Here is a 23,667-nt window from a genome sequence, read left to right on the forward strand (position 1 = left end):
TGTAGATGCGGCCCTATCCTTGGGAACGGCACCATTGTGCAGGGTCGCTCGGGCGGCCCTGCTGACGAATAGCGAAGTACAGCGCTGGCGTGTCCTGCCCACCACTGTTACCGACAGTGGAGATGGATTCACCGGCTTTTACAACATCACCTGCCGACTTGAGTAAAGTCTGATTGTGGCCGTAAAGGCTCAAATAGCCATTGCCGTGGTCAAGAATCACCAACAAACCCGCGCCCCGCAGCCAATCGGCAAACACCACACGGCCACCATGCACGGCATGCACCTGGCTGCCGGCGCCGGCGCTGATCATGACGCCATCCCACTTGGCGCGGGTGTCATCGCCACGGGTTTCACCGAAGCGTGCCAGTAGTCGACCATCAACGGGCCATGGAAGTTTGCCGCGCGCTGATGCAAAAGGGCCGCCGAAGTTCTCGCCGGCGCTGGAAACCACTGGCCCAGGGGCTGCGCGCGGCGGTTTACGGGGCGCCGGTGCGTCGGTGGTCGCTGCCAGTTCGGCCTCACGCTGGCGCTTTTTTTCCGCTTCCTGCTGGGCGATCAGCGCTTTCTGGCGCGCTTCTTCAGCCTCACGTGCCTGGCGGGCCAGGGTTTCTTCGATGGTTTTGAGCACTTTGCCGAGGTCGGCCTGGTCCTGCTCGCGTGCTTGGAGCTTGGCGTCGCGGGCTTTTACATCGTTATTGAGCTTGGCCAGTGCCAGCTGGCGCTCCTTACGTACCTTGTCCAGTTGGTCGCGCTGGGTGTCGAGGGCGCTTTTCTGGTCGAGCAGCTGGGATTGCTGGTCGGCAATTTCCTGTTCGACATTGGCCAGTTGGCGCAGGGTTTCGTTAAAACCCTTAAGTTGCGCCAGGCGTGCCTTGCTCAGGTAGTCGTAATAGGTGAGGGTGCGCGCGAATTTTTCTGGGTTCTGCTGGTTAAGCAGCAGCTTGAGGTATTCCTGGCGGCCGCTCTGGTAGGCGGCGCGGGCCTGGATCGCGATCAGGCGTTGCTGTTCAACGCGTGCGCTCTGGAGTTTTTTTTTCTCAGCGTCGAGTCGCTCCAGTTCCGACTCGCTCTTCTTTAATTCTTTTTGCAGCTCCTGGACCTGCTTCTCGAGCTTGCCCATCTCGGTTTCCGTGCCGCGCAGGTCTTTCTGCACCCCGGATTTTTCTTCCTGGAGCTTGCCGAGCAGTTTTTTCAGCTCAGTAATGTCCTGACGCGTAGCGTCCAACTGTTGTTGGGTTTGTGCGCGCTCATCGGCAAACGCCGGTTGGAGCAGGCAGACAAGAGCGAGGGTAATCAAGGCGCGAAGCATAGAGGCGGGCGACACCAGGGAAAGGGACAGCCTAGTATGCCCGCCAAGCGCCGCAAAAAAAACGCCCAATTGGGGCTTGCGGGCAAGATAGGTGCCGAGTGGCGTTGGTGTGGCAAAAAGATATCCTCAAAAGCACCTTCCAACCCTGTGGGTGCTGGCTTGCCTGCGATGCGGACACCTCGGTGCTTCAGAGATACCGAGTTGATGCTATCGCAGGCAAGCCAGCTCCCACAGGGGCTTGCGGTGCTTCTCAGGGTCAAACCAGAATCGAAGTCCCGGTCATCTCTTTCGGCTTCTCCAACCCCATCAGCTTCAGCATGGTCGGCGCCACATCCGCCAGCACGCCGCCTTCACGCACTTTCAGGTCGCGCTTGCCGACATAGATGAACGGCACCGGCTCGGTGGTGTGGGCGGTGTGGGCTTGCCCGGTGGATTCGTCGGACATCTGCTCGCAGTTGCCGTGGTCGGCGGTGATCAGCGCTTCGCCGCCGACTTTCTCCAGGGCGTCGACGATGCGGCCGACGCACAGGTCCAGGCATTCCACGGCTTTTACGGCCGCTTCCAGGTTACCGCTGTGGCCCACCATGTCGCCGTTGGCGTAGTTGACCACGATCACGTCGTAACGCTGATTGTCGATGGCATCGACGATCTTGTCGGTGACTTCGGGTGCGCTCATTTCCGGCTGCAGGTCGTAGGTGGCGACTTTTGGCGACGGGATCAGGATGCGTTCTTCGCCCGGGAACGGTTCTTCACGCCCGCCGGAGAAGAAGAAGGTCACGTGGGCGTATTTTTCGGTTTCGGCGATGCGCAACTGGGTCTTGCCGTTTTTCGCCAGGTAGTCGCCCAACACGTTTTCCAGGCTGCCCGGGGCAAACGCCGAGGGAGCCGGAATGTTGGCGGCGTATTGGGTGAGCATCACGAACTCGACTTTCGGTTGGCGTGCGCGCTCAAAATCTTTGAAACCGGTATCGACGAACACGTGGCTCAGCTCACGGGCACGGTCGGCGCGGAAGTTCATGAACACCACGGCGTCGCCGTCTTCGACTTTCACCGGCTCGCCGAGGGTAGTGGCTTTGACGAATTCATCGCTCTCGCCACGCGCATAGGCGGCTTCCAGGCCTTCCTGTGCGGTGGCGGCGTTGAATTCGGCCTGGCCGTCGACGATCAGGTTGTAGGCCTGGGCCACGCGGTCCCAGCGGTTGTCACGGTCCATGGCGAAGTAACGGCCGACCAGGCTGGCGATGCGGCCCTTGCCGAGGGCGGCGAAGGTGGCGTCGAGCAGCTCGATGGACGACTGCGCGCTTTTTGGCGGGGTGTCGCGGCCGTCGAGGAAGGCGTGCAGGTAGATCTTGTCGGCGCCGCGCTTGAACGCCAGCTCGGCCATGGCGACCAGGTGGTCCTGGTGGCTGTGCACGCCGCCGTCGGACAACAGGCCCATGAAGTGCACGGCCTTGCCGGCTGCGACTGCTTTATCCACCGCCGCGCAAATGGTCGGGTTCTCGAAGAACTCGCCGTCGCGGATCGATTTGGTCACGCGTGTGAAGTCTTGGTATACCACTCGTCCGGCGCCGAGGTTCATGTGGCCGACTTCCGAGTTGCCCATCTGGCCGTCCGGCAGGCCTACATCCATGCCCGAACCTGAGATCAAACCGTTGGGTACGGTGGCGGTGAGGCGGTCGAGTACCGGCTTCTTGGCCGAGTACACGGCGTTGTCGTGGTGGCTTTCACTGTGTCCGAAGCCATCGAGAATTATCAGGACCAAAGGTTTAGGCGTAGTAGTCATAGATCCTCTCGCGGCGGTAATAAAGGAAGGCAATCTAAAAGGGAGTAGCAGTCTAAAGCGAAGTTCCGACCACGTCACCGCTTTACGGGGGTTGGCCCCCCCTGACGGCTGTGTATACTTACCGCCATTTTAACGCCCTGGAACCTCCTTGATGGTTGATCACCTGATTGCATTTGCCACTGCCCACTACCTGCTCGCGGGTGCCTTCGTCATCCTGCTGGCGCTGCTGATCGCTCATGAAATGAGCCGCGGTGGCCGCAGCCTGAGCACGTCGGAGCTGACCGCGCTGGTCAACAAGGATGAGGCCGTTGTCGTGGATATTCGCCCGGTCAAGGATTTTGCCGCCGGCCATATCGTCGGCGCCCTGAACATTCCACAGGACAAGCTCATCGCACGCCTGGTCGAGCTGGAAAAATACAAAGGCAAGACCATTATTCTAGTCGACGCCCAAGGCCAGCACGCCGGGACCCACGCCCGCGAGATGCTCAAGGCTGGTTTCACCGCCGCCAAACTGTCCGGCGGTATCGGCAGTTGGAAGGCCGATAACCTGCCGTTGGTGAAGTGACATGAGTCAGGTTGTCGTTTACTCCAGCGATTGGTGCCCTTACTGCATGCGGGCCAAGGCCCTGCTTGAGAAAAAGGGCGTTGCCTTCGAAGAGATCAAGGTCGACGGCAAACCCCAGGTGCGCGCCGAAATGACCCAGAAGGCGGGGCGCACGTCCGTGCCGCAGATCTGGATCGGCGACAAGCATGTCGGTGGTTGCGATGACCTGTTCGCCCTGGAGCGCGCCGGTAAACTCGATGCGCTGCTGCTCGTCTGACTCCTAAACCCTAAAAGACCCCAAGATCAAGAAGGATCTGTGATGACTGACCAACAGAATACTGAAGCAGCAGAAACCCAAGGCCCACAATTCTCGCTGCAGCGGATCTACGTGCGTGACCTGTCGTTCGAGGCGCCGAAAAGCCCGGCCATCTTCCGTCAGGAATGGACTCCAAGCGTTGCGCTGGACCTGAACACCCGTCAAAAGGCACTGGAAGGTGACTTCCACGAAGTCGTGCTGACCCTGTCGGTCACCGTCAAGAATGGCGAAGAAGTCGCCTTCATCGCTGAAGTGCAACAGGCCGGTATCTTCCTGATCCAGGGCCTGGACGAAGCGTCCATGAGCCACACCCTGGGCGCGTTCTGCCCGAACATCCTGTTCCCGTATGCCCGTGAGACCCTGGACAGCCTGGTCACCCGTGGCTCGTTCCCTGCGCTGATGCTGGCTCCGGTGAACTTCGATGCCTTGTACGCGCAAGAGCTGCAGCGCATGCAACAGGAAGGTTCGTCGACCGTTCAGTAAGTCGACGCGGTAAAAATGTGGGAGCGGGCTTGTGTGGGAGCTGGCTTGCCTGCGGTAGCATCACCCCGGTGTGACTGACACACCGAGGTGCCTGCATCGCGGGCAAGCCCGGCTCCCACACAAGCCCGCTCCCACATTTGTTTTTATGTGTTACTTGAAGCCCAGTTGGCGCCAGCCTTCGTAGACCGCGACGGCCACGGTGTTGGACAGGTTCAAGCTGCGGCAACCCTCGCGCATCGGCAAGCGCAAGCGATGGCCGTCGGGCAGGGCGTCGAGCACCTCGGCCGGCAGGCCACGGCTTTCCGGGCCGAACAGGAAGGCGTCGCCTTCGGCAAAGCTGGCATCATGAAACGGCCGCGAGCCCTTGGTGGTAAACGCGAACAGCCGTGGGTGGCCCAGGCTTTCCAGGCAACTGGCCAGATCGGCGTGGCGCTTGAGCGTGGCGTACTCGTGGTAGTCCAGCCCGGCCCGGCGCAGGCGCTTGTCGTCCATGTCGAAGCCCAGCGGCTCAATCAAATGCAGGTGGCAGCCACTGTTGGCGCACAGCCTGATAACGTTGCCGGTATTCGGCGGAATTTCTGGTTGAAAAAGGATGACGTGAAACATGCACGGCTCCGAAGGCAAAGATGCGCTGCATTCTACCCCTGAAGACGACCCAAGGCCGAAGCTATTGCCCAGGGTCTTGGGCTCAATGGTGATTGTCGGTTTGATGATCGGCCTGATGATTGGCCGCCTGACCACCCCGGAGCCGGTCGAATTGCAACAGGTAGAGCTGGCAAAGGACGGCGTGGTGGTGTGGTTCAACAGCGAGCCCAAGCTGCACGGCGAGCAGGTGGATGGCACCGTGGCGCTGCTGTTCGACGCGCAGGGCAAGGTGGCCAATGGGCAACTCAAGGTCAATGACAAGGACGTGAACTGGCGCATCCGCAAGACCGATAGCGGCTTGCTGCTCAACCTGGTGGCGGCTCGGCCGTTGCGCGGGGAATGGAAGGGAGAGAAGGCCGATGGCCGCTGGCGGCTTGAGATCCATCTCCAAGAGCAATAAAAGAGGGAATCCCCGGCCTGCCTGTACCGAGGTTCCCGAAACGGGTGTGGGGCGCGACGCGATCCGCATCAAGCACCCCAGGTGTAAAGAGGGGATTCTCGGCCTGCCTGTACCAAGGTCCCCGAAACTGGGTAGTACAAGGGTTATTGCAGGGCGCGTGCCAGAGTTTGTAATTTGTGCCAAAAAATCACGCCATAAAGCGAAAAGCCCCGGAATACGGGGCTTTGGTGTTTTTGCTGTTCAAGGTTTTTTCAGCGTGGCTGATGTTTCAAGCGTTGGATCCATGCCCGATGCCGGTTCATGGTGCATTGAAGCGGTGCACTGCATCTGATCTGATCGTTCCCACGCTCCGCGTGGGAATGCATCGTGTGACGCTCCGCGTCACCAGTGCACAGACCTCAAGTTGCAGTGAGGCCTGGACGCGGAGCGTCCGGGGAGGCATTCCCACGCAGAGCGTGGGAACGATCAGTCAGCCCTCATCACCCTCATCTTCATCCCCGCCATCCACCTTCATCCCCAGCTCCTTGATCTTGCGCGTCAGGGTATTACGGCCCCAGCCCAGCAGCACGGCGGCGTCGCGGCGGCGGCCGGCGGTGTGCTTCAAGGCGGTTTCGATCATGATTCGCTCGAACGCCGGCACGGCGCTGTCGAGCAGGTTCGACTGGCCACGCGCCAAGGCCTGATCTGCCCATTGGCGCAGCGCCTGTTCCCAGTTGGTCACAGGGGCTGAGTCCTGCGGCAGGCTGAGCAGCTCCGGCGGCAGGTCGCTGATATGCACTTCGCGACCCGAAGCCATCACGGTGATCCAGCGGCAGGTGTTCTCCAGCTGGCGCACGTTGCCTGGCCACGGCAGGTTCTTGAGGTATTCCTCAGTCTCGCTTTTCAGCAGCTTCGGCTCGACGGCCAGCTCCTGCGCGGCGCGGCTGAGGAAGTGGCGGGCCAGGGTCGGGATGTCTTCGCGACGGTCCGACATGCGTGGGATATGGATACGGATCACGTTCAGACGGTGGAACAAGTCTTCACGGAATTTGCCCGCGTGCACCAAGGTTTCGAGGTTCTGGTGGGTCGCCGCGATGATGCGCACGTCGACCTTGACCGGCGTGTGCCCGCCAACGCGATAGAACTCACCGTCGGCCAATACGCGCAGCAAGCGGGTCTGGGTGTCGGCCGGCATGTCGCCGATCTCATCCAGGAACAGCGTACCGCCGTCGGCCTGTTCAAAGCGGCCGCGACGCAGGTTGGCGGCACCGGTGAAGGCGCCTTTCTCATGGCCGAACAGCTCGGACTCCATCAAATCCTTGGGAATTGCCGCCATGTTCAGCGCGATAAACGGCGAGGCCGCCCGTGGGCTGTGGCGGTGCAGTGCATGCGCCACCAGCTCTTTACCGGTGCCCGACTCGCCGTTGATCAGCACGGTGATGTTGGAGTGGCTCAAGCGCCCGATGGCGCGAAACACTTCCTGCATCGCCGGCGCTTCGCCGATGATTTCCGGGGTGCGGGTCAGGGCCGGTGGGGCTTGCTGGTTCTGTTGTTCCTGGGCGTGCTGGTTGGCGCGTTTGACCAGCGCCACCGCCTCATCCACGTCGAACGGCTTGGGCAGGTATTCAAAGGCGCCGCCTTGATAGGACGCGACAGCGCTGTCCAGGTCCGAGTGCGCGGTCATGATGATCACCGGCAGGCGCGGGTGCTGCTCACGGATGCGCGCGAGCAAGTCCAGGCCGCTGGCGCCGGGCATGCGGATGTCGGAGATGATCACGTCCGGCTGCTGGCGCGCCAGGCGGCTCATCACGCCGTCGGCGCTGTCGAAGCTCTGAGTGGTCATGCCTTCCTGTTGCAAGGCTTTCTCGAGGACCCAGCGGATAGAACGGTCGTCATCGACGATCCAGACAGTTTCACTACGGCTCATGTCGATGGGGCTCCTTGTTCCAGAGGCAGAAAGATCGAGAACGTGGTGTGGCCGGGATGGCTTTCACATTCGATCAAGCCCTGGTGCTGGCTGATGATGTTCTGAGTAATGGCCAGGCCCAGCCCGGTACCGTCCGGGCGGCCGCTGACCATGGGAAAGAAAATGGTTTCCTGCAGTTCCGCAGGAATGCCCGGGCCGTTGTCGATGATCTCGACTTTGGTCACCAGGCGATGGCGCACATGGCCGATGGTGAACTGGCGCAGGGCGCGGGTGCGCAGGCTGATGCGGCCCAGGCGCAGCTCGTTCTGGCTGCTGATGGCCTGCATGGCGTTGCGCACGATATTGAGCACCGCCTGGATCATCTGTTCGCGGTCGATCAACACGTCGGGAATGCTTGGGTCGTAGTCGCGCACCAGGGTGATGCAGCCTTGGCTTTCGGCCTCGACCAGTTGGCAGACGCGCTCCAGCACCTCGTGCACGTTGGTCATCGCCAGCGATGGCAACTTGTTGGAGCCGAGCATGCGGTCCACCAGGTTACGCAAGCGGTCGGCCTCCTCGATGATGACGTTGGTGTAGTCCTTGAGGTGCTCCTCCGGCAGTTCGCGGGCCAGCAGTTGCGCGGCGCCGCGAATCCCGCCCAACGGGTTCTTGATCTCGTGGGCCAGGCCGCGCACCAGCATCTTGCTGGTTTCCTGCTTGGACAGCTGCGCTTCTTCCTTGGTGATGCGCAGCAGGCGGTCACGTGGGTGCACTTCGAGCAGCAGCAGGGTGGTGCCGTTGCTCAGGATCGGGGTCACGGCGTAGTCGACCGTCAGCGTCTGGCCGGTGAGGGCGGTGAGCATCGCTTCGCGCTTGGTGAACGGGTGTGCCTGCTCCACCGCCTGGCGCAAAGAACTCAAGGCTTCGGCCGACTCGGTGAACAATTCGCTGATGAACTGCCCATGGCTGCGCTGGCCGCTGATGGCCAGGAGCATCTCCGCCGCCGGGTTCATGTACTCAAGACGCAGGTCGTCATTGAGCAGAATGGTCGCGGTGGTCAGGTTGTCGAGTAACAAACGGTGCAGTGCATCGCTGATGGTCATCAGGACCTCTTTTGGAGCAAGGCGCGGGCTTGAGGCACACGCTGATACAAGGAAAATGCAAAAACCAAACCAAGGCTCCGAAAAGAAGCGTTAAACCCCTGAAATAGGGGTTTAAGGCGCGAAACTGTGGCGTTCTGCCAGCTTGTTCGGGAAGAATCGAACCAAAATGGGCTGGGCAGATGGGAAGCGTGCAGGCTATCGCACCAATATAGTGCGTTTTTGTGAAACCTGTTCAGGAAGTGAGGGCTGGCGATGAATTGGCATGAGTATCTAGGTCAATGTGGGAGCTGGCTTGCCTGCGATAGCAATATTGAATGTGCCGACGCTATCGCAGGCAAGCCAGCTCCCACAGTTCTGATTGGGTTTGCAGTCTTTAACCTTTGTAGATGCACAGCTCAGCGGTGGCGCGGATCATCGCCAGCTGGCGCATTGGTTCGTTCTGTGGCTCATGGACGGCTTGCGTCACCCATTGCGGGCACTGTGGGTCGGTGCGCTGTGGGGTGAAGTCCGCAAGCTGCTGGAGCAGGCGTTTTTGCAGATGATCCAGCTGCGGACGAATCTGCTTCACCAGGTCCGGGCGCGGGTTGTCGGGCGCTTTGCCTTGGAACTGCCAGTCGGATAGATGGGTGTATTGCACCAACTTATTGGCTTCGATCTGCGCCGAGAAAAATTGCTCGGCGGCGGCGGGGTCCAGTTTGTAAGTAGGCGCCTGGGCGACGACGCTGGCGATCACTTCCTGTTCGCGCTTCTTGTCCTCTACGGGCTTGTGGCTGTCCCATTTGCTCAGGGCAACCTGGTCGGCGATCTCCAGGCGTTCGGCGATGCTGTTGAGCAGAGGCTCCAGGGTGGGCGGCGCGGCGCTCGCACTGGCGCTGATAAATAACAAAGCGAACACAAGTCGATGTTTCAAAGCAGATCTCCTGTGGGAGCTGGCTTGCCTGCGATGCGGGCAACTCGGTACAGCAGGTATACCCAGCTGATGCTATCGCAGGCAAGCCAGCGCCCACATGTTGATTGGGTTTACAGGTTGGGGGCGGTGTCAGTCAGAGGCTACCTTAACTTGCGTGCTTGCCTACAGGTGAGCCAGAATCCGCCGGCTTGTACGGCTGGCTTGTCGTCTTTAAGGTTGCTCGGTCGCTGCTCATCAGCGATCAGGTTTAGTAGCCTGGATTCGAATTGTAGGTCGTGCATTCTCCATCAATCAGATTTCCCAAATCTGTGCTTGATGGTGGCTGTGCGCAGGGCATCCTCGGATGCGCCGGGCTTCTACATTCACCGGTCTACTAACCTGCGCACAGCCGCCACCCTTTCGTTTAGTAGCGAAGCGAAGGCGGCCTCATTGAGGAATGTAGAAAATGTTCAAACCAACCCCAAATCCACCTCCATCCGTCTTCACCATCGATCCCGGTAGCGACGACGAGTCCCTGCTGGTCAACAGCTTCGAAGCCTTCTCCTCGGTCAGCACCTTGTTGCTTGATTTGTCCGAGGCGCTGGAAGGCAAACACCGCGATACGGTTCTGGCGATTCACCAGCTCAGTGCCTTGGGCACCTTGATGATTGCCAAGATGCTCGACCGCCACGCCCCGGCCCGCTGAACCCCAGGCAAAAAAAAGACCTCCCGAAGGAGGTCTTTTTTCATCACGCCACGTTAAGCAGCGCTACCGGATCAGCAGCTGTAGTACAGCTCGTATTCCAGTGGGTGTACGAAGGTGCGTACTTTGATTTCTTCTTCGCTTTTCAGCTCGATGTAGGCATCGATGAAGTCGTCGCTGAATACGCCGCCTTTGGTCAGGAACGCACGGCCCTTGTCCAGCTCTTCCAGGGCTTCTTTCAGGCTGCCGCACACTTGTGGGATCTCTTTGGCCTCTTCAGGCGGCAGGTCGTACAAGTTTTTGTCGGCGGCGTCGCCTGGGTGGATCTTGTTCTGGATACCGTCCAGGCCAGCCATGACCAGGGCAGCGAAAGCCAGGTACGGGTTAGCTGCTGGGTCCGGGAAGCGCGCTTCGATACGGCGAGCGCGTGGGCTGGACACGTAAGGAATACGGATCGAGGCGGAACGGTTGCGAGCCGAGTAGGCCAGCATTACCGGCGCTTCGAAACCTGGGACCAGACGCTTGTAGGAGTTGGTCGACGGGTTGGTGAAGCCGTTCAGGGCCTTACCGTGCTTGATGATACCGCCGATGAAGTACAGGGCGGTGTCGGACAGGCCGGCATAACCTTCGCCAGCGAAGGTGTTCTTGCCATCTTTGGCGATGGACAGGTGAACGTGCATACCCGAACCGTTATCGCCATACAGCGGCTTAGGCATGAAGGTAGCGGTACGGCCGTAGGCATCAGCCACGTTGTGTACGCAGTACTTCAGGGTCTGAACTTCGTCAGCCTTGGCCACCAGGGTGTTGAACTTCACACCGATTTCGTTCTGGCCGGCAGTCGCCACTTCGTGGTGGTGAACTTCGATGACCAGGCCCATTTCTTCCATGGCGTTGCACATGGAGGTACGGATTTCGTGGTCGTGGTCGAATGGCGGAACTGGGAAGTAGCCACCTTTGATGCCTGGACGGTGGCCTTTGTTGCCGCCTTCGATGTCCTGGTCGGACATCCACGAACCTTGTTCAGAGAAGATCTTGAACATGGAGCCGGAGATGTCGGACTTGAACTTGACCGAATCAAAGATGAAGAATTCTGGCTCTGGGCCAACGAATACGGTGTCGCCGATACCGGTAGACTTCAGGTATTCCTCGGCACGCTTGGCGATCGCACGTGGGTCGCGGTCGTAGCCTTGCATGGTCGAAGGCTCGATCACGTCGCAGACGATGATCAGGGTTGGGTCTTCGGTGAACGGGTCGAGAACGGCAGTGCTGTCGTCCGGCATCAGGATCATGTCGGAAGCTTCGATGCCTTTCCAGCCAGCAATGGAGGAACCGTCGAACATTTTGCCTTCTTCGAAGAAAGCATCATCCAGCGCGTCGCGAGCCGGCATGGTCACGTGGTGCTGAGTACCTTTAGTGTCCGTGAAGCGCAGATCAATCCATTTAACGTCATGATCTTTGATGAGTTGAACCGACTTCGACATGGTGTCCTCCGGGTGGCTTCGGGCTGGGGTAGTGGAGTTAGCCCTTAGAATGTGGGTGATGCCGGCGCGAATACTCGACCAAGGCAACCTGCCTCACAAGAGAGCAAATTGCATGCCAGTGCGCCAACATGGCCTTTTTGCCTCAAAATGGCCCCTATAACGGTGCAATCCGCTGAAGCGGAATAATTAACGCACTGCAATGTAGCGTTAATTTGCGCAAATGACCCGTTTTGGTGCGCGGTATCGTCAATGCATATTAACTGGTTAAACCTTGAGCGATTTCCGCTATAATCCGCGCCCCCCTTTTTCAGCAGGCCCGGCGCGCGCTGTTTCCATGAAATTAATCGTTAAAGTGTTCCCCGAGATCACCATCAAAAGCCGACCGGTACGGATGCGTTTCATCCGTCAGTTGGCCAAGAACATCCGTGCCGTGCTCCGTGACTTGGACCCGGCTGTGGTGGTGAACGGCGTGTGGGACAACCTCGAGCTGGAAACCCGTGTCACCGACGCCAAAGCCTTGAAGGACATGACCGAGCGCCTGAGCTGCATGCCGGGCATCGCGCATTTCCTGCAGGTGGATGAGTACCCGCTGGGCGACTTCGACGACATCACCGAAAAGTGCAAACTGCATTTCGGCACAGAGTTAGAAGGCAAGATTTTTTCGGTGCGCTGCAAGCGCGCCGGCAAGCACACCTTCACCTCCATGGACGTCGAGAAATACGTCGGCAGCAAGCTGCGTCGCGAGTGCGGCGCCGCCGGAATTTCCCTGAAAGCGCCGCAAATTGAAGTGCGCATGGAAATTCGCGACCAACGGTTGTTTGTGATCCACAGCCAGCACAACAGCATTGGCGGCTACCCGTTGGGCGCCCTGGAACAGACCCTGGTACTGATGTCCGGCGGTTTCGATTCCACAGTGGCGGCCTACCAGATCATGCGCCGCGGCCTGATGAGCCACTTCTGCTTCTTTAATCTGGGCGGGCGTGCACACGAATTGGGCGTGATGGAAGTCGCGCACTTTATCTGGAAGAAGTACGGCAGCTCCCAGCGCGTGCTATTCGTAAGCGTACCGTTCGAGGAAGTGCTGGGCGAAATTCTCGGCAAAGTCGATAACAGTCATATGGGCGTAGTATTGAAGCGTATGATGTTGCGCGCTGCGTCCCGAATCGCCGATCAGTTGCAGATCGACGCGCTGGTGACCGGCGAAGCGATCTCCCAGGTTTCCAGCCAGACGCTGCCGAACCTGTCGCTGATTGACTGCGTGACCGAAAAGCTGGTGCTGCGCCCGCTGATTGCCAGTCACAAGCAGGACATCATCGACCTGGCCGAAGAAATCGGCACGGCGGATTTCGCCAAGCACATGCCTGAATATTGCGGGGTCATCTCGGTGAACCCCAAGACCCACGCCAAGCGCAACCGCGTGGAGTACGAAGAACAACAGTTCGACATGGCGATTCTGGAGCGTGCGCTCGAGAACGCCAAAATGGTCCCCATCGATCGCGTAATCGACGAACTGGGCCAAGACGTGCAAATCGAAGAAGTCAGCGAAGCCCTGGCCGGCCAGATTGTCGTCGACATCCGTCACCCGGATGCCGCGGAAGATGAGCCGCTGGAAATCACTGGCATCGACGTGCAAGCGCTGCCGTTCTACGCATTGAACGCGCGTTTCAAGGAACTGGATAACAGCCGTCAGTACCTGCTGTATTGCGACAAAGGCGTGATGAGTCGCCTGCATGCCCACCATTTGCTCAGTGAGGGGCATGCCAATGTGCGCGTTTATCGACCGAGCTAAGAGCCCGGGGCTGTTTGCCTGTGGCCTGCGTCACCGGCCCCCCGACTCTGCCGTCAAGCTGTAACGGCAAGGCCTGACTCTACTGTTAATCGCTGCCACGACCTGTCAGCACACCGAATCCTCTGATCGAGATACACAAGTGATCGAAAATCTACGTAACATCGCCATCATTGCTCACGTTGACCATGGTAAAACCACCCTGGTAGACAAACTCCTGCGTCAATCCGGCACCCTGGAGCGCAACGAGCTCAACGACGAGCGCGTGATGGACTCCAACGACCAGGAAAAAGAGCGCGGTATTACCATCCTGGCTAAAAACACCGCTATCAACTGGAACGGCTACCACATCAACATCGTGGACACCCCGGGCCACGCCGACTTCGGCGGTGAAGTTGAACGTGTAATGTCGATGGTTGACTCCGTTCTGCTGCTGGTTGATGCCCAAGACGGCCCTATGCCGCAAACCCGTTTCGTAACCAAGAAGGCTTTCGAAGCCGGCCTGCGTCCGATCGTGTGCATCAACAAGGTTGACCGTCCAGGCGCGCGTCCGGACTGGGTTCTGGACCAGATCTTCGACCTGTTCGACAACCTGGGTGCTACCGAAGAGCAACTTGATTTCCAAGTGATCTACGCCTCTGCCCTGAACGGTATTGCCGGTCTGGAACACACCGCCATGGCGGAAGACATGACCCCGCTGTACCAGGCGATCGTTGACCACGTTCCACCGCCGAAGGTTGACCGTGAAGGCCCGTTCCAGATGCAAATCTCGGCACTGGACTACAACAGCTTCCTGGGTGTTATCGGTGTTGGCCGTATCGCTCGTGGTAGCGTCAAGCCGAACACTCCGGTTGTTGCTATCGGTGCCGACGGTAAGAAGCGTAACGGTCGTATCCTGAAGCTGATGGGTCACCACGGTCTGCACCGTATCGACGTTGAAGAAGCTTTCGCAGGCGACATCGTTTGCGTCAGCGGTATGGACTCGCTGTTCATCTCCGACACCCTGTGCCAGCCGGACACTGTCGAGGCGATGAAGCCTCTGACCGTTGACGAGCCAACCGTTTCCATGACCTTCCAGGTAAACGACTCGCCTTTCTGCGGTAAAGAAGGCAAGTTCGTGACTTCCCGTAACATCAAGGAACGTCTGGACAAAGAGCTGCTGTACAACGTTGCACTGCGCGTTGAAGAAGGCGACTCGGCTGACAAGTTCAAGGTTTCCGGCCGTGGTGAGCTGCACCTCTCGGTACTGATCGAGACCATGCGTCGCGAAGGCTTCGAAATGGGCGTTGGTCGTCCGGAAGTGATCATCCGTCAGGTTGACGGCGTGAAGCAGGAACCGTTTGAAGACGTGACCATCGACACCCCGGAAGAATCCCAGGGCAAAGTCATGGAAGAGATGGGCCTGCGTCGCGGCGACCTGACCAACATGGTGCCGGATGGCAAAGGCCGTGTGCGTCTGGAATACAACATCCCTGCTCGTGGTCTGATCGGTTTCCGTAACCAGTTCCTGACCCTGACCAACGGTGCTGGCATCCTGACCTCGATCTTCGATCGCTACGACACCATGAAGTCCGGCGACATGTCCGGCCGTCAGAACGGTGTTCTGGTATCGGTAGAAACCGGCAAGGCGCTGACCTACTCCCTGGAAACTCTCCAGGCGCGTGGCAAGCTGTTCGTTGAACACGGTCAAGAGATCTACAACGGTCAGATCGTTGGTCTGAACAGCCGTGACAACGACATGGGCGTCAACCCAACCAAAGGCAAGAAGCTCGACAACATGCGTGCTTCGGGTAAAGACGAAACCATCGCTCTGGTTCCACCTGTTCGCTTCACCCTGGAACAGGCTCTGGAATTCATCCAGGACGACGAGCTGTGCGAAGTTACGCCTAAGTCGATCCGCCTGCGTAAGAAGATCCTGGACGAAGGCGAGCGTACCCGCGCTGCCAAGAAAGCCAAGAACTGAGTTAACTCAGGCTGAATGAAAAACGCCCCCGGTCGAAAGGCCGGGGGCGTTTTTTTATGCCTGATCGTTCCCACGCTCTGCGTGGGAATGTAGCTCTGGACGCTCCGCGTCCGCTCTTAAAAGAGGCGTTCCCACGCAGAGCGTGGGAACGATGATCAGAACTTATCGAGCGTCTTGAACTTAGTCTCGCGCACCACTTCCTTCGGCTTATACGCGCAATACCCAGGGCGCGGGCCGATTTTCGGGTGGTTGCGGCAGGTATCCGGGCGCTTGTCATAAATAGTGCAGAAGCGCGTCTTACGATCCAGGTACAGGCAATCGTTGTTGCTCATGCGCTGCAGGGTAAAAATTTCGGATTTGGAGTTGTAGCGCTCGACGATGCCTTCCTTCTGCAAACGCTTGGCGATGTTCTTCGGCGGGTCGCCGCGTTCGAACTCGTCAACGATGCCAATGCGGATCAGGTCCTTGATCTTCACCTCAACCGGCAGCGTGCAGCAGCTGGACACGCAGCCACCGCACATGTGGGCGGAATATTTCTGCCAGGTCTCGAGACGGTCGAGTTCCGCGGCGGCGATCAGTTGAGGCTTCATCAGGGTTCCAAGGTGGGGCTATATCCGGGCGCGCGATAATACCGGGATTGATGATTTTTTGAACAATATTTTGCGGTTTTCAGCCCGAAGGCTGCTCAAGCGCCGTTCGGGCACGACCCCTGCATCAATTTCCCGCAAAGGTGAATGAGTTAAAAAACTGCCGAACCAGCACGTCCGCCGTCTGTCAGACCGACTAGGCTCTAGCAACTCCTTCAATCTCGCCCGAGGTCGCACCGATGTCTCAGGAACCGCTTGCACGAGAAGCAGAGGTAGCCGCATTCCGCGATGCTGTCTTGACCAAACTCACCTACGCGGTGGGCAAAGACCCCGACCACGCCTTCGACCACGACTGGTTTGAAGCCATTGCCCTGGCCGCGCGCGACCAGATGGTCGACCATTGGATGGACCATACACGGCGTATTTACCGCAAAGGCCAGAAGCGGGTTTATTACCTCTCTCTCGAATTCCTGATCGGTCGTTTGCTCTACGACAGCCTGAGCAACCTTGGCGTGCTGGAGATCGCGCGCGAAGCACTCTCCGAACTGGGAGTCGACCTGGAGCGCATCCGCCTGCTGGAGCCCGACGCGGCGCTCGGCAACGGTGGCCTGGGCCGCTTGGCGGCATGCTTTATGGAAAGCATGTCGACCCTGGGCATTGCCGGCCACGGGTATGGCATTCGTTATGAGCACGGCCTGTTCCGCCAGGCGATTGTTGATGGCTGGCAGCAGGAACAGACCGAGCGCTGGCTGGACTTTGGTAACCCATGGGAATTCGAGCGGGCCGAAGTGATTTACCCGATCGGCTTTGGCGGCAGCGTCGAAACCCTGCCGGACGCCTCCGGCAAGCTGATCCAAGTGTGGACGCCCAGTGAAACCGTGCGCGCGGTTGCTTATGACACCCCAGTCGTCGGCTGGCGTGGCGCCAGCGTCAACACCCTGCGCCTGTGGCGTGCACGCGCCGTGGAAGACCTGCACCTGGAACGTTTCAACGCCGGTGACCACTTGGGCGCCGTCGCCGAAGTCGCCCGCGCCGAAAGCATCTCGCGAGTGCTTTACCCGGCCGACAGCACCGAAGCGGGGCAGGAACTGCGCCTGCGCCAGGAATACTTCTTCGTCGCCGCCTCCTTGCAAGACTTGCTGCGCCGCCACAAAAACATGCACGGCTCGGTATTGAGTCTGGGCGAGCACGCCGCCATCCAGCTCAACGACACTCACCCCTCGATTGCTGTGGCTGAGCTGATGCGCCAACTCGTCGACCTGCATGACATTCCGTGGGAAGCCGCGTGGGATGTGACGGTTGAAACCCTTTCCTACACCAACCACACCTTGCTACCCGAGGCATTGGAAACCTGGCCTGTGGGCCTGATGGAACGCATGCTGCCCCGGCACATGCAGATCATCTACCTGATCAACGCCCAGCACATCGACTCGCTGCGCGCCAAAGGCATTCACGACTTTGACGTGCTGCGCGCCGTGTCGCTGATCGAAGAAGACAACGGCCGCCGTGTGCGCATGGGCAACCTGGCGTTCCTGGGCTCCCACAGCGTCAACGGCGTGTCCGGCTTGCACACCCAACTGATGCGCAGCACGGTGTTCTCCGAAATGCACAAGCTGTACCCGGAGCGCATCAACAACAAAACCAACGGCATCACCTTCCGCCGCTGGCTGTACCAGGCCAACCCCAAGCTCACCGAGATGCTGGTGGAAGCGCTGGGCCCGGACATTCTCGACACCATGGAAACCCGCCTGACGGAGCTGGAAACCTTCGCCGAGAAGCAGTCTTTCCGCAAAGCCTTCGCCGATCAGCGCCTGCACAGCAAGCGCGCGCTGGCCGAGATCATCCACGAGCGCCTGGGCATCTCGGTCAACCCGGCGGCGATGTTCGACGTGCAGGTCAAACGCATCCACGAATACAAACGCCAGTTGCTCAACCTGCTGCACACCGTGGCGCTGTACCAGGCGATACGCGCCGAGCCGGGCACTGACTGGGTGCCACGGGTGAAGATCTTCGCGGGCAAGGCCGCCGCGAGTTATCACCAGGCCAAGTTGATCATCAAGTTGACCAACGACATCGCCCGCACCGTGAACAACGACCCCACCGTGCGCGGCTTGCTCAAGGTGGTGTTCCTGCCCAACTACAACGTCAGCCTGGCGGAAAGCATCATCCCGGCGGCAGATTTGTCGGAGCAGATCTCCACGGCGGGCTTCGAAGCCTCGGGCACCAGCAACATGAAGTTCGGCCTCAACGGCGCGCTGACCATCGGCACCATGGACGGCGCCAACGTGGAGATGCACGAGCGCGTGGGCGCTGATCACATGTTTATTTTCGGCCTCAGTGCGCAGCAGGTGGAAGCCCGCAAGCACGCCGGTGAATTCAACGCCGGGCCGGAAATTGCCGCCTCCCATCGCCTCAACGATGTGCTGCAAGCGATCCGGGGCGGGGTGTTCTCGCCGGATGATCCGGGCCGTTATGTGGGTTTGATCGATGGCCTGATCGACTACGACCGTTTCCTGGTGTGTGCCGACTTCGACTCCTACTGGGATGCCCAGGCACGGGTCGAGGCGCATTGGCATGACTCCAAGGCGTGGTGGCGTTCGGCGGTGCTCAATACGGCGCGGATGGGGTGGTTCAGCTCGGATCGCACGATCCGCGAATACGCCACCGAGATCTGGAAAGCCCTCGACTAAACACCGCTGATCCAAGTGTGGGAGCGGGCTTGCCCGCGATAGCGCAGTGTCAGTTTGCAAATATGTCGACTGATACACCGCTATCGCGGGCAAGCCCGCTCCCACATTAGTGCTGCGTCGATATACTAGCCCCCGGTTTGCCCGCCTCGGGCTGCTTAGGGATATCGACTATGCAATGGATCTTCATGCTGATTGGCCTGGTGCTCGGCTGGACACTCGATGAGTCGTTCACCGATGCCGGTTTCGGTGCGCTATTGGGCTTGGGCATTGGCCAGGCGATTCGCCTGTCGAGGCTGTCCGCCCAAGCGGACCAGCAAGCTCGTCAGTTGGAGACCACGCAGAAGGCGCTGATAGCGCTGGGTGAGCGCCTGCGGCAGCTGGAAGTGCCCGCGCCGACCAGCAGCGTGATTGTTGAAACCCCTCTCCCAGAACCCGTACCTGTGGTTGAAAAGCCCGAACTTGTTTGGGAACTGCCCGCCGAACTGGCGCCTGTCGCCACAGTGGCCGAAACCAGCCAGCCGCTGCCGGATGACGTCTGGGCCCCAGCGCCGACGCCAACACCTAAAGAACCTGTCATTCCCCGTGGCCCCAACCTGATCGAGCGCGCCATCAGTGGCGCACGCACTTGGTTGTTTGGCGGTAACACCGTGCTGCGCGTTGGCGTGGTGCTGTTGTTTCTCGGCCTGGCATTTTTGCTGCGCTATGCCACCGAAGGTGTGGTGGTGCCGATCGAACTGCGTTACGCCGGCGTTGCCGCTGCCGCCATCGGCCTGCTGGGCCTGGGTTGGTGGTTACGGCTGCGCAACAGCAATTACGGCCTGATGCTGCAAGGCACCGGGATTGCCGTGTTGTACCTGACGGTGTTTGCCGCGATGCGCTTGCACCCATTGATCGACCCGAGCGCTGCGCTCGGCCTGTTGGTGGCGGTCACGGTGTTCTCGGCGATCCTGGCGATCACTCAGGACGCCCTTGGCCTTGCGTGCGCGGCAGCGCTGGGTGGGTTTGCCGCGCCGATTCTTACGTCCACCGGCGCCGGTAACCATGTGGCGCTGTTCAGCTATTTTGCGTTGCTCAATGCCGGCATCCTCGCCATCGCCTGGTTCAAGGCCTGGCGCTTGCTCAACCTGATCGGGTTTGTCGGCACCTTCGGCATCGGTTTCGCCTGGGGCCTGCGTTCGTACACACCGGAACTGCTGTGGAGCACCGAGCCGTTTCTGATCCTGTTTTTCCTGATGTACTTGGCCATCGGCCTGTTGTTCGCCCGACGTAAGTTGCAAGAGATGGGCGATGCCCCCGAAGACCGTCATGCGCTGCTGCGCTGGTCGGCGGCCAAGGGCGATTATGTCGATGGCAGCATGCTGTTCGGGCCGCCGCTGGTGGGCTTCGGCCTGCAGTTCGCGCTGGTGCAGCACCTGGAATTTGCCGCCGCGTTCAGTGCGCTGGGCCTAGGGCTTATCTACATGGGCCTGGCGCGGTTGCTCAGTGGCGGTCGCGCCTTGCTGCTGGCGGAAACCTGTCTGGCCCTGGGGGTGATCTTTGCCAGCCTGGCGATTCCGCTGGGCCTCGATGCGCGCTGGACGGCGGCGGCGTGGGCGGTGGAGGGCGCGGGGATCTTCTGGCTCGGCTTGCGCCAACAGCGGCCGCTGGCGCGGGCATTTGGCCTGTTGTTGCAGTTGGGTTCGGCGCTGGCGTTCCTCAGCGAACTGCGCGTAGGCGAACTGACCTTGCTCGACGGTGCACCGCTGGGCGCGCTGTTGCTGGGTGCGGCGCTGCTGTTCAGCTTCGATCAGTTGCGCAAGGCATCGACCGAACAGGCGGCGCACTGGGAGCGCAAAGGCCTGCCCGTGCTGGCGAGCTTGGGCCTGAGCTTTTTGTACCTGCTTGCACCGTTGCTGCTGCTGACCCAAGGCACCGCCGTCAGTTGGGCAATCGCGGGTCTTGTGACGCTGTTTGTCGGCCTGCGCATCGGCTCGCGCACCTTCCTGTTCACCGCCTTCGGCGTGCAACTGCTTGGCGGTGCGTTGTTCCTGTTGCGCTTGCAGGGCGGTGATGGGGCGGCGGTATTCAGCGCCGGGTGGACCGGCTTATTGACCGCCTCGCTGATCGGCCTGGCGTTGGTCGGCGGCATGCTGATGGCCGCGCGCGATGACCTGGTGCGTAGCGATGTGCGGCTGCTGCGCGGGCTGTCGGTGGTGCTGCTCGCCGGTTTGGTGCTGATCAACCTCGCGGTGCTGTTTGTGCTGCCATGGGAAAGCGCCAGCGGCGTATGGGCGGCGAGTGGCTTGTTGATTATCTGGCTGAGCCTGTACTTGCAGCAGCGCGCGAGTTTCGTGTTTGGGTTGCTGCTGCAACTGATCGGCGGCGCTTCGTTTCTGTTGGCAGTGCCGCAGTTGCTCGGGCCGTTGAGCAGCGAGGGCTTGCGCCCAATGGCGCACAGCGGTTTCTGGACGCCAATGGTGCTGGGCCTGGCCGCGATGGTGGGCGCCTGGCGCTTGCAGCGTGAACCGCATGCGCCGGTGTTTGCCGTGTTGAAGCTGCAACGCCTGTCCGACCTGCTGCTGGTGTGGGGCGCGGCCTGGTGGACGCTGGCGCTGATCGGGGAAGTGTTGCGGTTTATCCCGCAGGCGCTGCAGGGGCCATTTTTGCTCGGTATCGCGGCGATTAGCGTGGCGATCTGGGCAGTGCTGGCCGAACGTTTGCGCTGGGCATCGCTGGGCATGCTGTGCGCCTTGCTGATGCCGGCGGCGGGCGTGGTGTTGCTGGTGTCTGCCCATGACTACTACCACCCGGCGGCGCAGTACGGCTGGCTGGCTTGGTTGGCGGTGTTCGTTGTGCATTTCCTCTCGCTGCGCCGTTTGGCTGCGCGGGTGCCGGGCAACGTATTGAGCATCGCCCACGTGCTCGGCTGCTGGATGTTGATCGGCGTGCTGGCGCTGGAGCTGCGTTACGGCCTGCTGATGCTGTCGAGCGAATACAACGCCTGGCGCTGGTTGGGTTGGGCGATTCTGCCAAGCCTGTACCTGGTGCTGGCGGCTGCGCCGCGCAGCTGGCCGTGGCCGGTGTCGGCGTATCCGCGTGAATACCGCGTGCTGGCCGCGTTGCCGCTGGCGGTATTGATGCTCGGCTGGTTCTGGCTGGCGAATATTTTCAGCGACGGCACCGCTGAACCGCTGCCGTACGTGCCGCTGCTTAACCCGCTGGACCTGGGCCTGCTGTTCGCATTGCTGGGTATTTACCTGTGGTCGCGCAGTGTTGCGCCGCAGCGTGGGCCGCGTGCCGAGCTAGTCGCCCAAGGTGTCGCGGGGGCTTCGCTGTTTGCCTTCTTCACCGCCTTGGTGATGCGCACCGCCCACCACTGGGCGGGTGTGCCGTTCCAGCTGGATGCGTTGCTGGCGTCCATGTTGGTACAGGCCGGCCTGTCGATTGTGTGGACCCTGATCGCCCTCGGCCTGATGATCGGCGGCCACCTGCGCCATCGTCGCGAAGTGTGGTTGATCGGCGCGGCGTTGATTGCAGTGGTGGTCGCCAAGCTGTTCTTTGTCGAGCTGAGTAACCGTGGCGGGCTGGCGCGGATTGTGTCGTTTATCGGCGTGGGCGGGCTGTTGCTGGTGGTGGGCTACTTTGCACCACTGCCGCCCAAGCGTGCCGAGCCTGTGTTGGAAACTGAAGGAGCATCCTCTTGATCGGTAAGTTGAGCGTAATCGCGGTGGGCTTGTGTACGACGTTGTCGGTATGGGCGCAGGAAACGCCCGCCGACTTCACCACGCAGGTGCCGTTGGCGGTGAGTGGCAACGGCCCTTGGTATCGCCTGGAGTTGCCGCTGTCTGTGCAATTGAGCGCGCGCCAGGCCGATCTGAGCGATGTGCGCGTGTTCAATGCCGCCGGTGAGCCTCAGGCGTATGCGTTGTCGCGCCAATCCGCGCAACGCACCGAAAGCCGCAATGTGGCCGATGTGAAGTGGTTCCCGCTGTACGCCGCCGACACCCGCGAAAGCGTGCCGGACGTGGTGATGAAATCCACTGCTGAAGGCACGCTGCTCGAGGTGCGCCCGTCCAAGGCCGGCAAGCAAGTACTGCGTGGCTGGGTGCTGGACGCCAGCGCGATCAAGGCGCCGTTGCAGCAACTGAGCCTGGACTGGAGCCGCGAACAGGACGGCTTCCAGCGTTTCAGCATTGAAGCCAGTGACGACTTGCAGCACTGGGAATCCTGGGGCGATGGCCAGGTGGCGCGCCTGTCGTTTGCCGACGAGCGGGTCGAGCAGCATGACGTGAGCTTGCCGGGGCAATCGGCGCGTTACCTGCGCTTGGTGTGGCAAGGCCAGGTCGCGCCGGCGCTGACCTCGGCCAAGCTTGTGAGCGCCACCAGCAGCAGTCTGCCGATGCCGTTGGTGTGGTCGCAGCCGTTGTCGGGTACGCGGCTCAAGGCTGGGGAATACAGCTGGCAGCTGCCGACGGGTCTGAATGTCGAGCGCTTGCGTATCGAGTTGAAGCAGCCGAACACGCTGGCGCCGGTCACCTTGGCGGGGCGCCGTGAAGCTAAGCAAGCCTGGCAGCCGCTGAGCAATGGCTTGTTGTACCGCCTGGCCCAGAACGGCCAAGACGTCGTGCAGGACGAGTTGCAACTGCCGGGCGTTGCCGTCGGCGAGCTCAAGTTGCAGGTGGATGAGCGCGGCGGTGGCCTGGGCGTTGAAGCGCCGGCCCTGCGTTTTGCCGTGCGCGCCACGCAGTTGGTGTTCCTGGCGCGGGGTGAGCCACCGTTCACCCTGGCGCTGGGCAATGGCTCGGTCAAGGCGGCGAACCTGCCGTTGTCGACCCTGATCCCCGACTACAGCGCCGAACGTCTCAAGACGTTAGGCCAGGCCAGCGTTGCGGGAGAGGTGGTGGTCAAAACCGCCGCCGTCGCCGCATCGCCCGAAGCAGGCACCGACTGGAAGAAACTCGGCCTGTGGGCCGTGCTCCTGTTGGGTGTGGCGGCGCTGGGGGCGATGGCCTACAGTTTGTTGCGCCAACCTGCGGCCAAACCGTGAACTCTATTGGAGTTAAATCCTCTGATTAGAGGAAATACGCCCCGACTCGCGTTAAACTGCGCGGGTTTTTAAGC

The 23,667-nt window shown here is 60.5% G+C and carries 18 protein-coding genes; 10 read left to right on the forward strand and 8 right to left on the reverse strand.

Translation table 11 applies throughout. The annotated features are described in order from the left end of the window. Window positions 1-13: 13 nt before the first annotated feature. Together ACI77I_RS05550 and gpmI are read right to left on the reverse strand one after the other, a co-directional pair. The gene (locus tag ACI77I_RS05550; RefSeq protein ID WP_406997106.1) at window positions 14-1,309 is read right to left on the reverse strand and encodes a murein hydrolase activator EnvC family protein; all 1,296 of its coding nucleotides are present in this window, start codon (window positions 1,307-1,309) and stop codon (window positions 14-16) included. 256 nt (window positions 1,310-1,565) lie between these two features. After that, the gene (gpmI, locus tag ACI77I_RS05555; RefSeq protein ID WP_242153946.1) at window positions 1,566-3,092 is read right to left on the reverse strand and encodes a 2,3-bisphosphoglycerate-independent phosphoglycerate mutase; all 1,527 of its coding nucleotides are present in this window, start codon (window positions 3,090-3,092) and stop codon (window positions 1,566-1,568) included. 151 nt (window positions 3,093-3,243) lie between these two features. On the opposite strand from gpmI, the gene ACI77I_RS05560 reads away from it, so the two are divergent. Genes ACI77I_RS05560 through secB form a run of 3 tightly spaced genes read left to right on the forward strand, consistent with a single transcriptional unit; the run spans window position 3,244 to window position 4,435 of the window. Beyond that, window positions 3,244-3,657: a rhodanese-like domain-containing protein gene (locus ACI77I_RS05560; protein ID WP_094952183.1), complete on the forward strand. Its 414-nt coding sequence runs from the start codon at window positions 3,244-3,246 to the stop codon at window positions 3,655-3,657. A 1-nt stretch (window position 3,658) separates the two neighbouring features. Then, window positions 3,659-3,913: a glutaredoxin 3 gene (gene grxC / locus ACI77I_RS05565; protein ID WP_094952184.1), complete on the forward strand. Its 255-nt coding sequence runs from the start codon at window positions 3,659-3,661 to the stop codon at window positions 3,911-3,913. A gap of 42 nt (window positions 3,914-3,955) precedes the next feature. Continuing rightward, the gene (gene secB, locus ACI77I_RS05570; protein ID WP_083355711.1) at window positions 3,956-4,435 is read left to right on the forward strand and encodes a protein-export chaperone SecB; all 480 of its coding nucleotides are present in this window, start codon (window positions 3,956-3,958) and stop codon (window positions 4,433-4,435) included. A gap of 150 nt (window positions 4,436-4,585) precedes the next feature. On the opposite strand, the gene ACI77I_RS05575 is transcribed toward secB, so the two are convergent. After that, window positions 4,586-5,041 (reverse strand): tRNA (cytidine(34)-2'-O)-methyltransferase, encoded by a 456-nt coding sequence (locus ACI77I_RS05575; RefSeq protein WP_003171120.1) that lies wholly within the window; start codon window positions 5,039-5,041, stop codon window positions 4,586-4,588. Between ACI77I_RS05575 and ACI77I_RS05580 the strand changes: the two genes are divergently transcribed. Next, a complete protein-coding gene (locus tag ACI77I_RS05580; protein ID WP_094952185.1) occupies window positions 5,040-5,480 on the forward strand; it encodes a hypothetical protein in 441 nt (146 codons plus the stop codon). The genes ACI77I_RS05575 and ACI77I_RS05580 overlap by 2 nt on opposite strands. Window positions 5,481-5,949: 469 nt before the next feature. Here the strand turns inward: ACI77I_RS05580 and ntrC are convergent, their stop codons facing one another. From ntrC to ACI77I_RS05595, 3 genes are all read right to left on the reverse strand, one after another. Beyond that, the gene (ntrC, locus tag ACI77I_RS05585; RefSeq protein WP_094952186.1) at window positions 5,950-7,386 is read right to left on the reverse strand and encodes a nitrogen regulation protein NR(I); all 1,437 of its coding nucleotides are present in this window, start codon (window positions 7,384-7,386) and stop codon (window positions 5,950-5,952) included. Beyond that, on the reverse strand, window positions 7,383-8,468 hold the full coding sequence (gene glnL, locus ACI77I_RS05590; protein WP_078046461.1) for a nitrogen regulation protein NR(II): 1,086 nt from the start codon (window positions 8,466-8,468) through the stop codon (window positions 7,383-7,385). Before glnL ends, ntrC begins: the two co-directional genes overlap by 4 nt. Before the next feature lie 373 nt (window positions 8,469-8,841). Continuing rightward, window positions 8,842-9,438 (reverse strand): chorismate mutase, encoded by a 597-nt coding sequence (locus tag ACI77I_RS05595; RefSeq protein WP_406997112.1) that lies wholly within the window; start codon window positions 9,436-9,438, stop codon window positions 8,842-8,844. Window positions 9,439-9,823: 385 nt separating this feature from the next. Here ACI77I_RS05595 and ACI77I_RS05600 point away from each other — a divergent pair, with 385 nt between their 5' ends. Next, window positions 9,824-10,063, forward strand: a complete 240-nt coding sequence (locus ACI77I_RS05600) for a DUF6124 family protein (RefSeq protein WP_083355706.1) — start codon at window positions 9,824-9,826, stop codon at window positions 10,061-10,063. Window positions 10,064-10,134: 71 nt separating this feature from the next. Here ACI77I_RS05600 and glnA read toward each other — a convergent pair whose 3' ends face one another. Beyond that, a complete protein-coding gene (gene glnA, locus ACI77I_RS05605; protein ID WP_017138628.1) occupies window positions 10,135-11,541 on the reverse strand; it encodes a glutamate--ammonia ligase in 1,407 nt (468 codons plus the stop codon). 334 nt (window positions 11,542-11,875) lie between these two features. On the opposite strand from glnA, the gene thiI reads away from it, so the two are divergent. Together thiI and typA are read left to right on the forward strand one after the other, a co-directional pair. After that, window positions 11,876-13,330: a tRNA uracil 4-sulfurtransferase ThiI gene (gene thiI, locus ACI77I_RS05610; RefSeq protein ID WP_242153954.1), complete on the forward strand. Its 1,455-nt coding sequence runs from the start codon at window positions 11,876-11,878 to the stop codon at window positions 13,328-13,330. 139 nt (window positions 13,331-13,469) lie between these two features. Next, entirely contained in the window at window positions 13,470-15,290 is a 1,821-nt protein-coding gene (typA, locus tag ACI77I_RS05615; RefSeq protein WP_094952189.1) for a translational GTPase TypA, read from the forward strand. Between the two features lie 155 nt (window positions 15,291-15,445). Here the strand turns inward: typA and ACI77I_RS05620 are convergent, their stop codons facing one another. After that, entirely contained in the window at window positions 15,446-15,880 is a 435-nt protein-coding gene (locus tag ACI77I_RS05620) for a YkgJ family cysteine cluster protein (RefSeq protein ID WP_003171132.1), read from the reverse strand. Between the two features lie 236 nt (window positions 15,881-16,116). On the opposite strand from ACI77I_RS05620, the gene ACI77I_RS05625 reads away from it, so the two are divergent. From ACI77I_RS05625 to ACI77I_RS05635, 3 genes are all read left to right on the forward strand, one after another. Further along, entirely contained in the window at window positions 16,117-18,567 is a 2,451-nt protein-coding gene (locus tag ACI77I_RS05625) for a glycogen/starch/alpha-glucan phosphorylase (protein WP_094952190.1), read from the forward strand. 170 nt (window positions 18,568-18,737) lie between these two features. Beyond that, entirely contained in the window at window positions 18,738-22,250 is a 3,513-nt protein-coding gene (locus ACI77I_RS05630; RefSeq protein WP_406997107.1) for a DUF2339 domain-containing protein, read from the forward strand. Further along, window positions 22,250-23,593: a DUF3999 domain-containing protein gene (locus ACI77I_RS05635; protein ID WP_406997113.1), complete on the forward strand. Its 1,344-nt coding sequence runs from the start codon at window positions 22,250-22,252 to the stop codon at window positions 23,591-23,593. The genes ACI77I_RS05630 and ACI77I_RS05635 overlap by 1 nt, the downstream gene beginning before the upstream one ends. The last annotated feature ends 74 nt before the right edge of the window (window positions 23,594-23,667 follow it).

The organism is Pseudomonas sp. D47 (assembly GCF_045447305.1).
Lineage (GTDB): Bacteria > Pseudomonadota > Gammaproteobacteria > Pseudomonadales > Pseudomonadaceae > Aquipseudomonas.

Coding starts and splice junctions, on each gene's coding strand:
- ACI77I_RS05550 (WP_406997106.1), bottom strand. CDS start 1,309: ATGCTTCGCGCCTTGATTACCCTCGCTCTTGTCTGCCTGCTCCAACCG.
- gpmI (WP_242153946.1), bottom strand. CDS start 3,092: ATGACTACTACGCCTAAACCTTTGGTCCTGATAATTCTCGATGGCTTC.
- ACI77I_RS05560 (WP_094952183.1), top strand. CDS start 3,244: ATGGTTGATCACCTGATTGCATTTGCCACTGCCCACTACCTGCTCGCG.
- grxC (WP_094952184.1), top strand. CDS start 3,659: ATGAGTCAGGTTGTCGTTTACTCCAGCGATTGGTGCCCTTACTGCATG.
- secB (WP_083355711.1), top strand. CDS start 3,956: ATGACTGACCAACAGAATACTGAAGCAGCAGAAACCCAAGGCCCACAA.
- ACI77I_RS05580 (WP_094952185.1), top strand. CDS start 5,040: ATGCACGGCTCCGAAGGCAAAGATGCGCTGCATTCTACCCCTGAAGAC.
- ACI77I_RS05575 (WP_003171120.1), bottom strand. CDS start 5,041: ATGTTTCACGTCATCCTTTTTCAACCAGAAATTCCGCCGAATACCGGC.
- ntrC (WP_094952186.1), bottom strand. CDS start 7,386: ATGAGCCGTAGTGAAACTGTCTGGATCGTCGATGACGACCGTTCTATC.
- glnL (WP_078046461.1), bottom strand. CDS start 8,468: ATGACCATCAGCGATGCACTGCACCGTTTGTTACTCGACAACCTGACC.
- ACI77I_RS05600 (WP_083355706.1), top strand. CDS start 9,824: ATGTTCAAACCAACCCCAAATCCACCTCCATCCGTCTTCACCATCGAT.
- glnA (WP_017138628.1), bottom strand. CDS start 11,541: ATGTCGAAGTCGGTTCAACTCATCAAAGATCATGACGTTAAATGGATT.
- thiI (WP_242153954.1), top strand. CDS start 11,876: ATGAAATTAATCGTTAAAGTGTTCCCCGAGATCACCATCAAAAGCCGA.
- ACI77I_RS05620 (WP_003171132.1), bottom strand. CDS start 15,880: ATGAAGCCTCAACTGATCGCCGCCGCGGAACTCGACCGTCTCGAGACC.
- ACI77I_RS05625 (WP_094952190.1), top strand. CDS start 16,117: ATGTCTCAGGAACCGCTTGCACGAGAAGCAGAGGTAGCCGCATTCCGC.
- ACI77I_RS05630 (WP_406997107.1), top strand. CDS start 18,738: ATGCAATGGATCTTCATGCTGATTGGCCTGGTGCTCGGCTGGACACTC.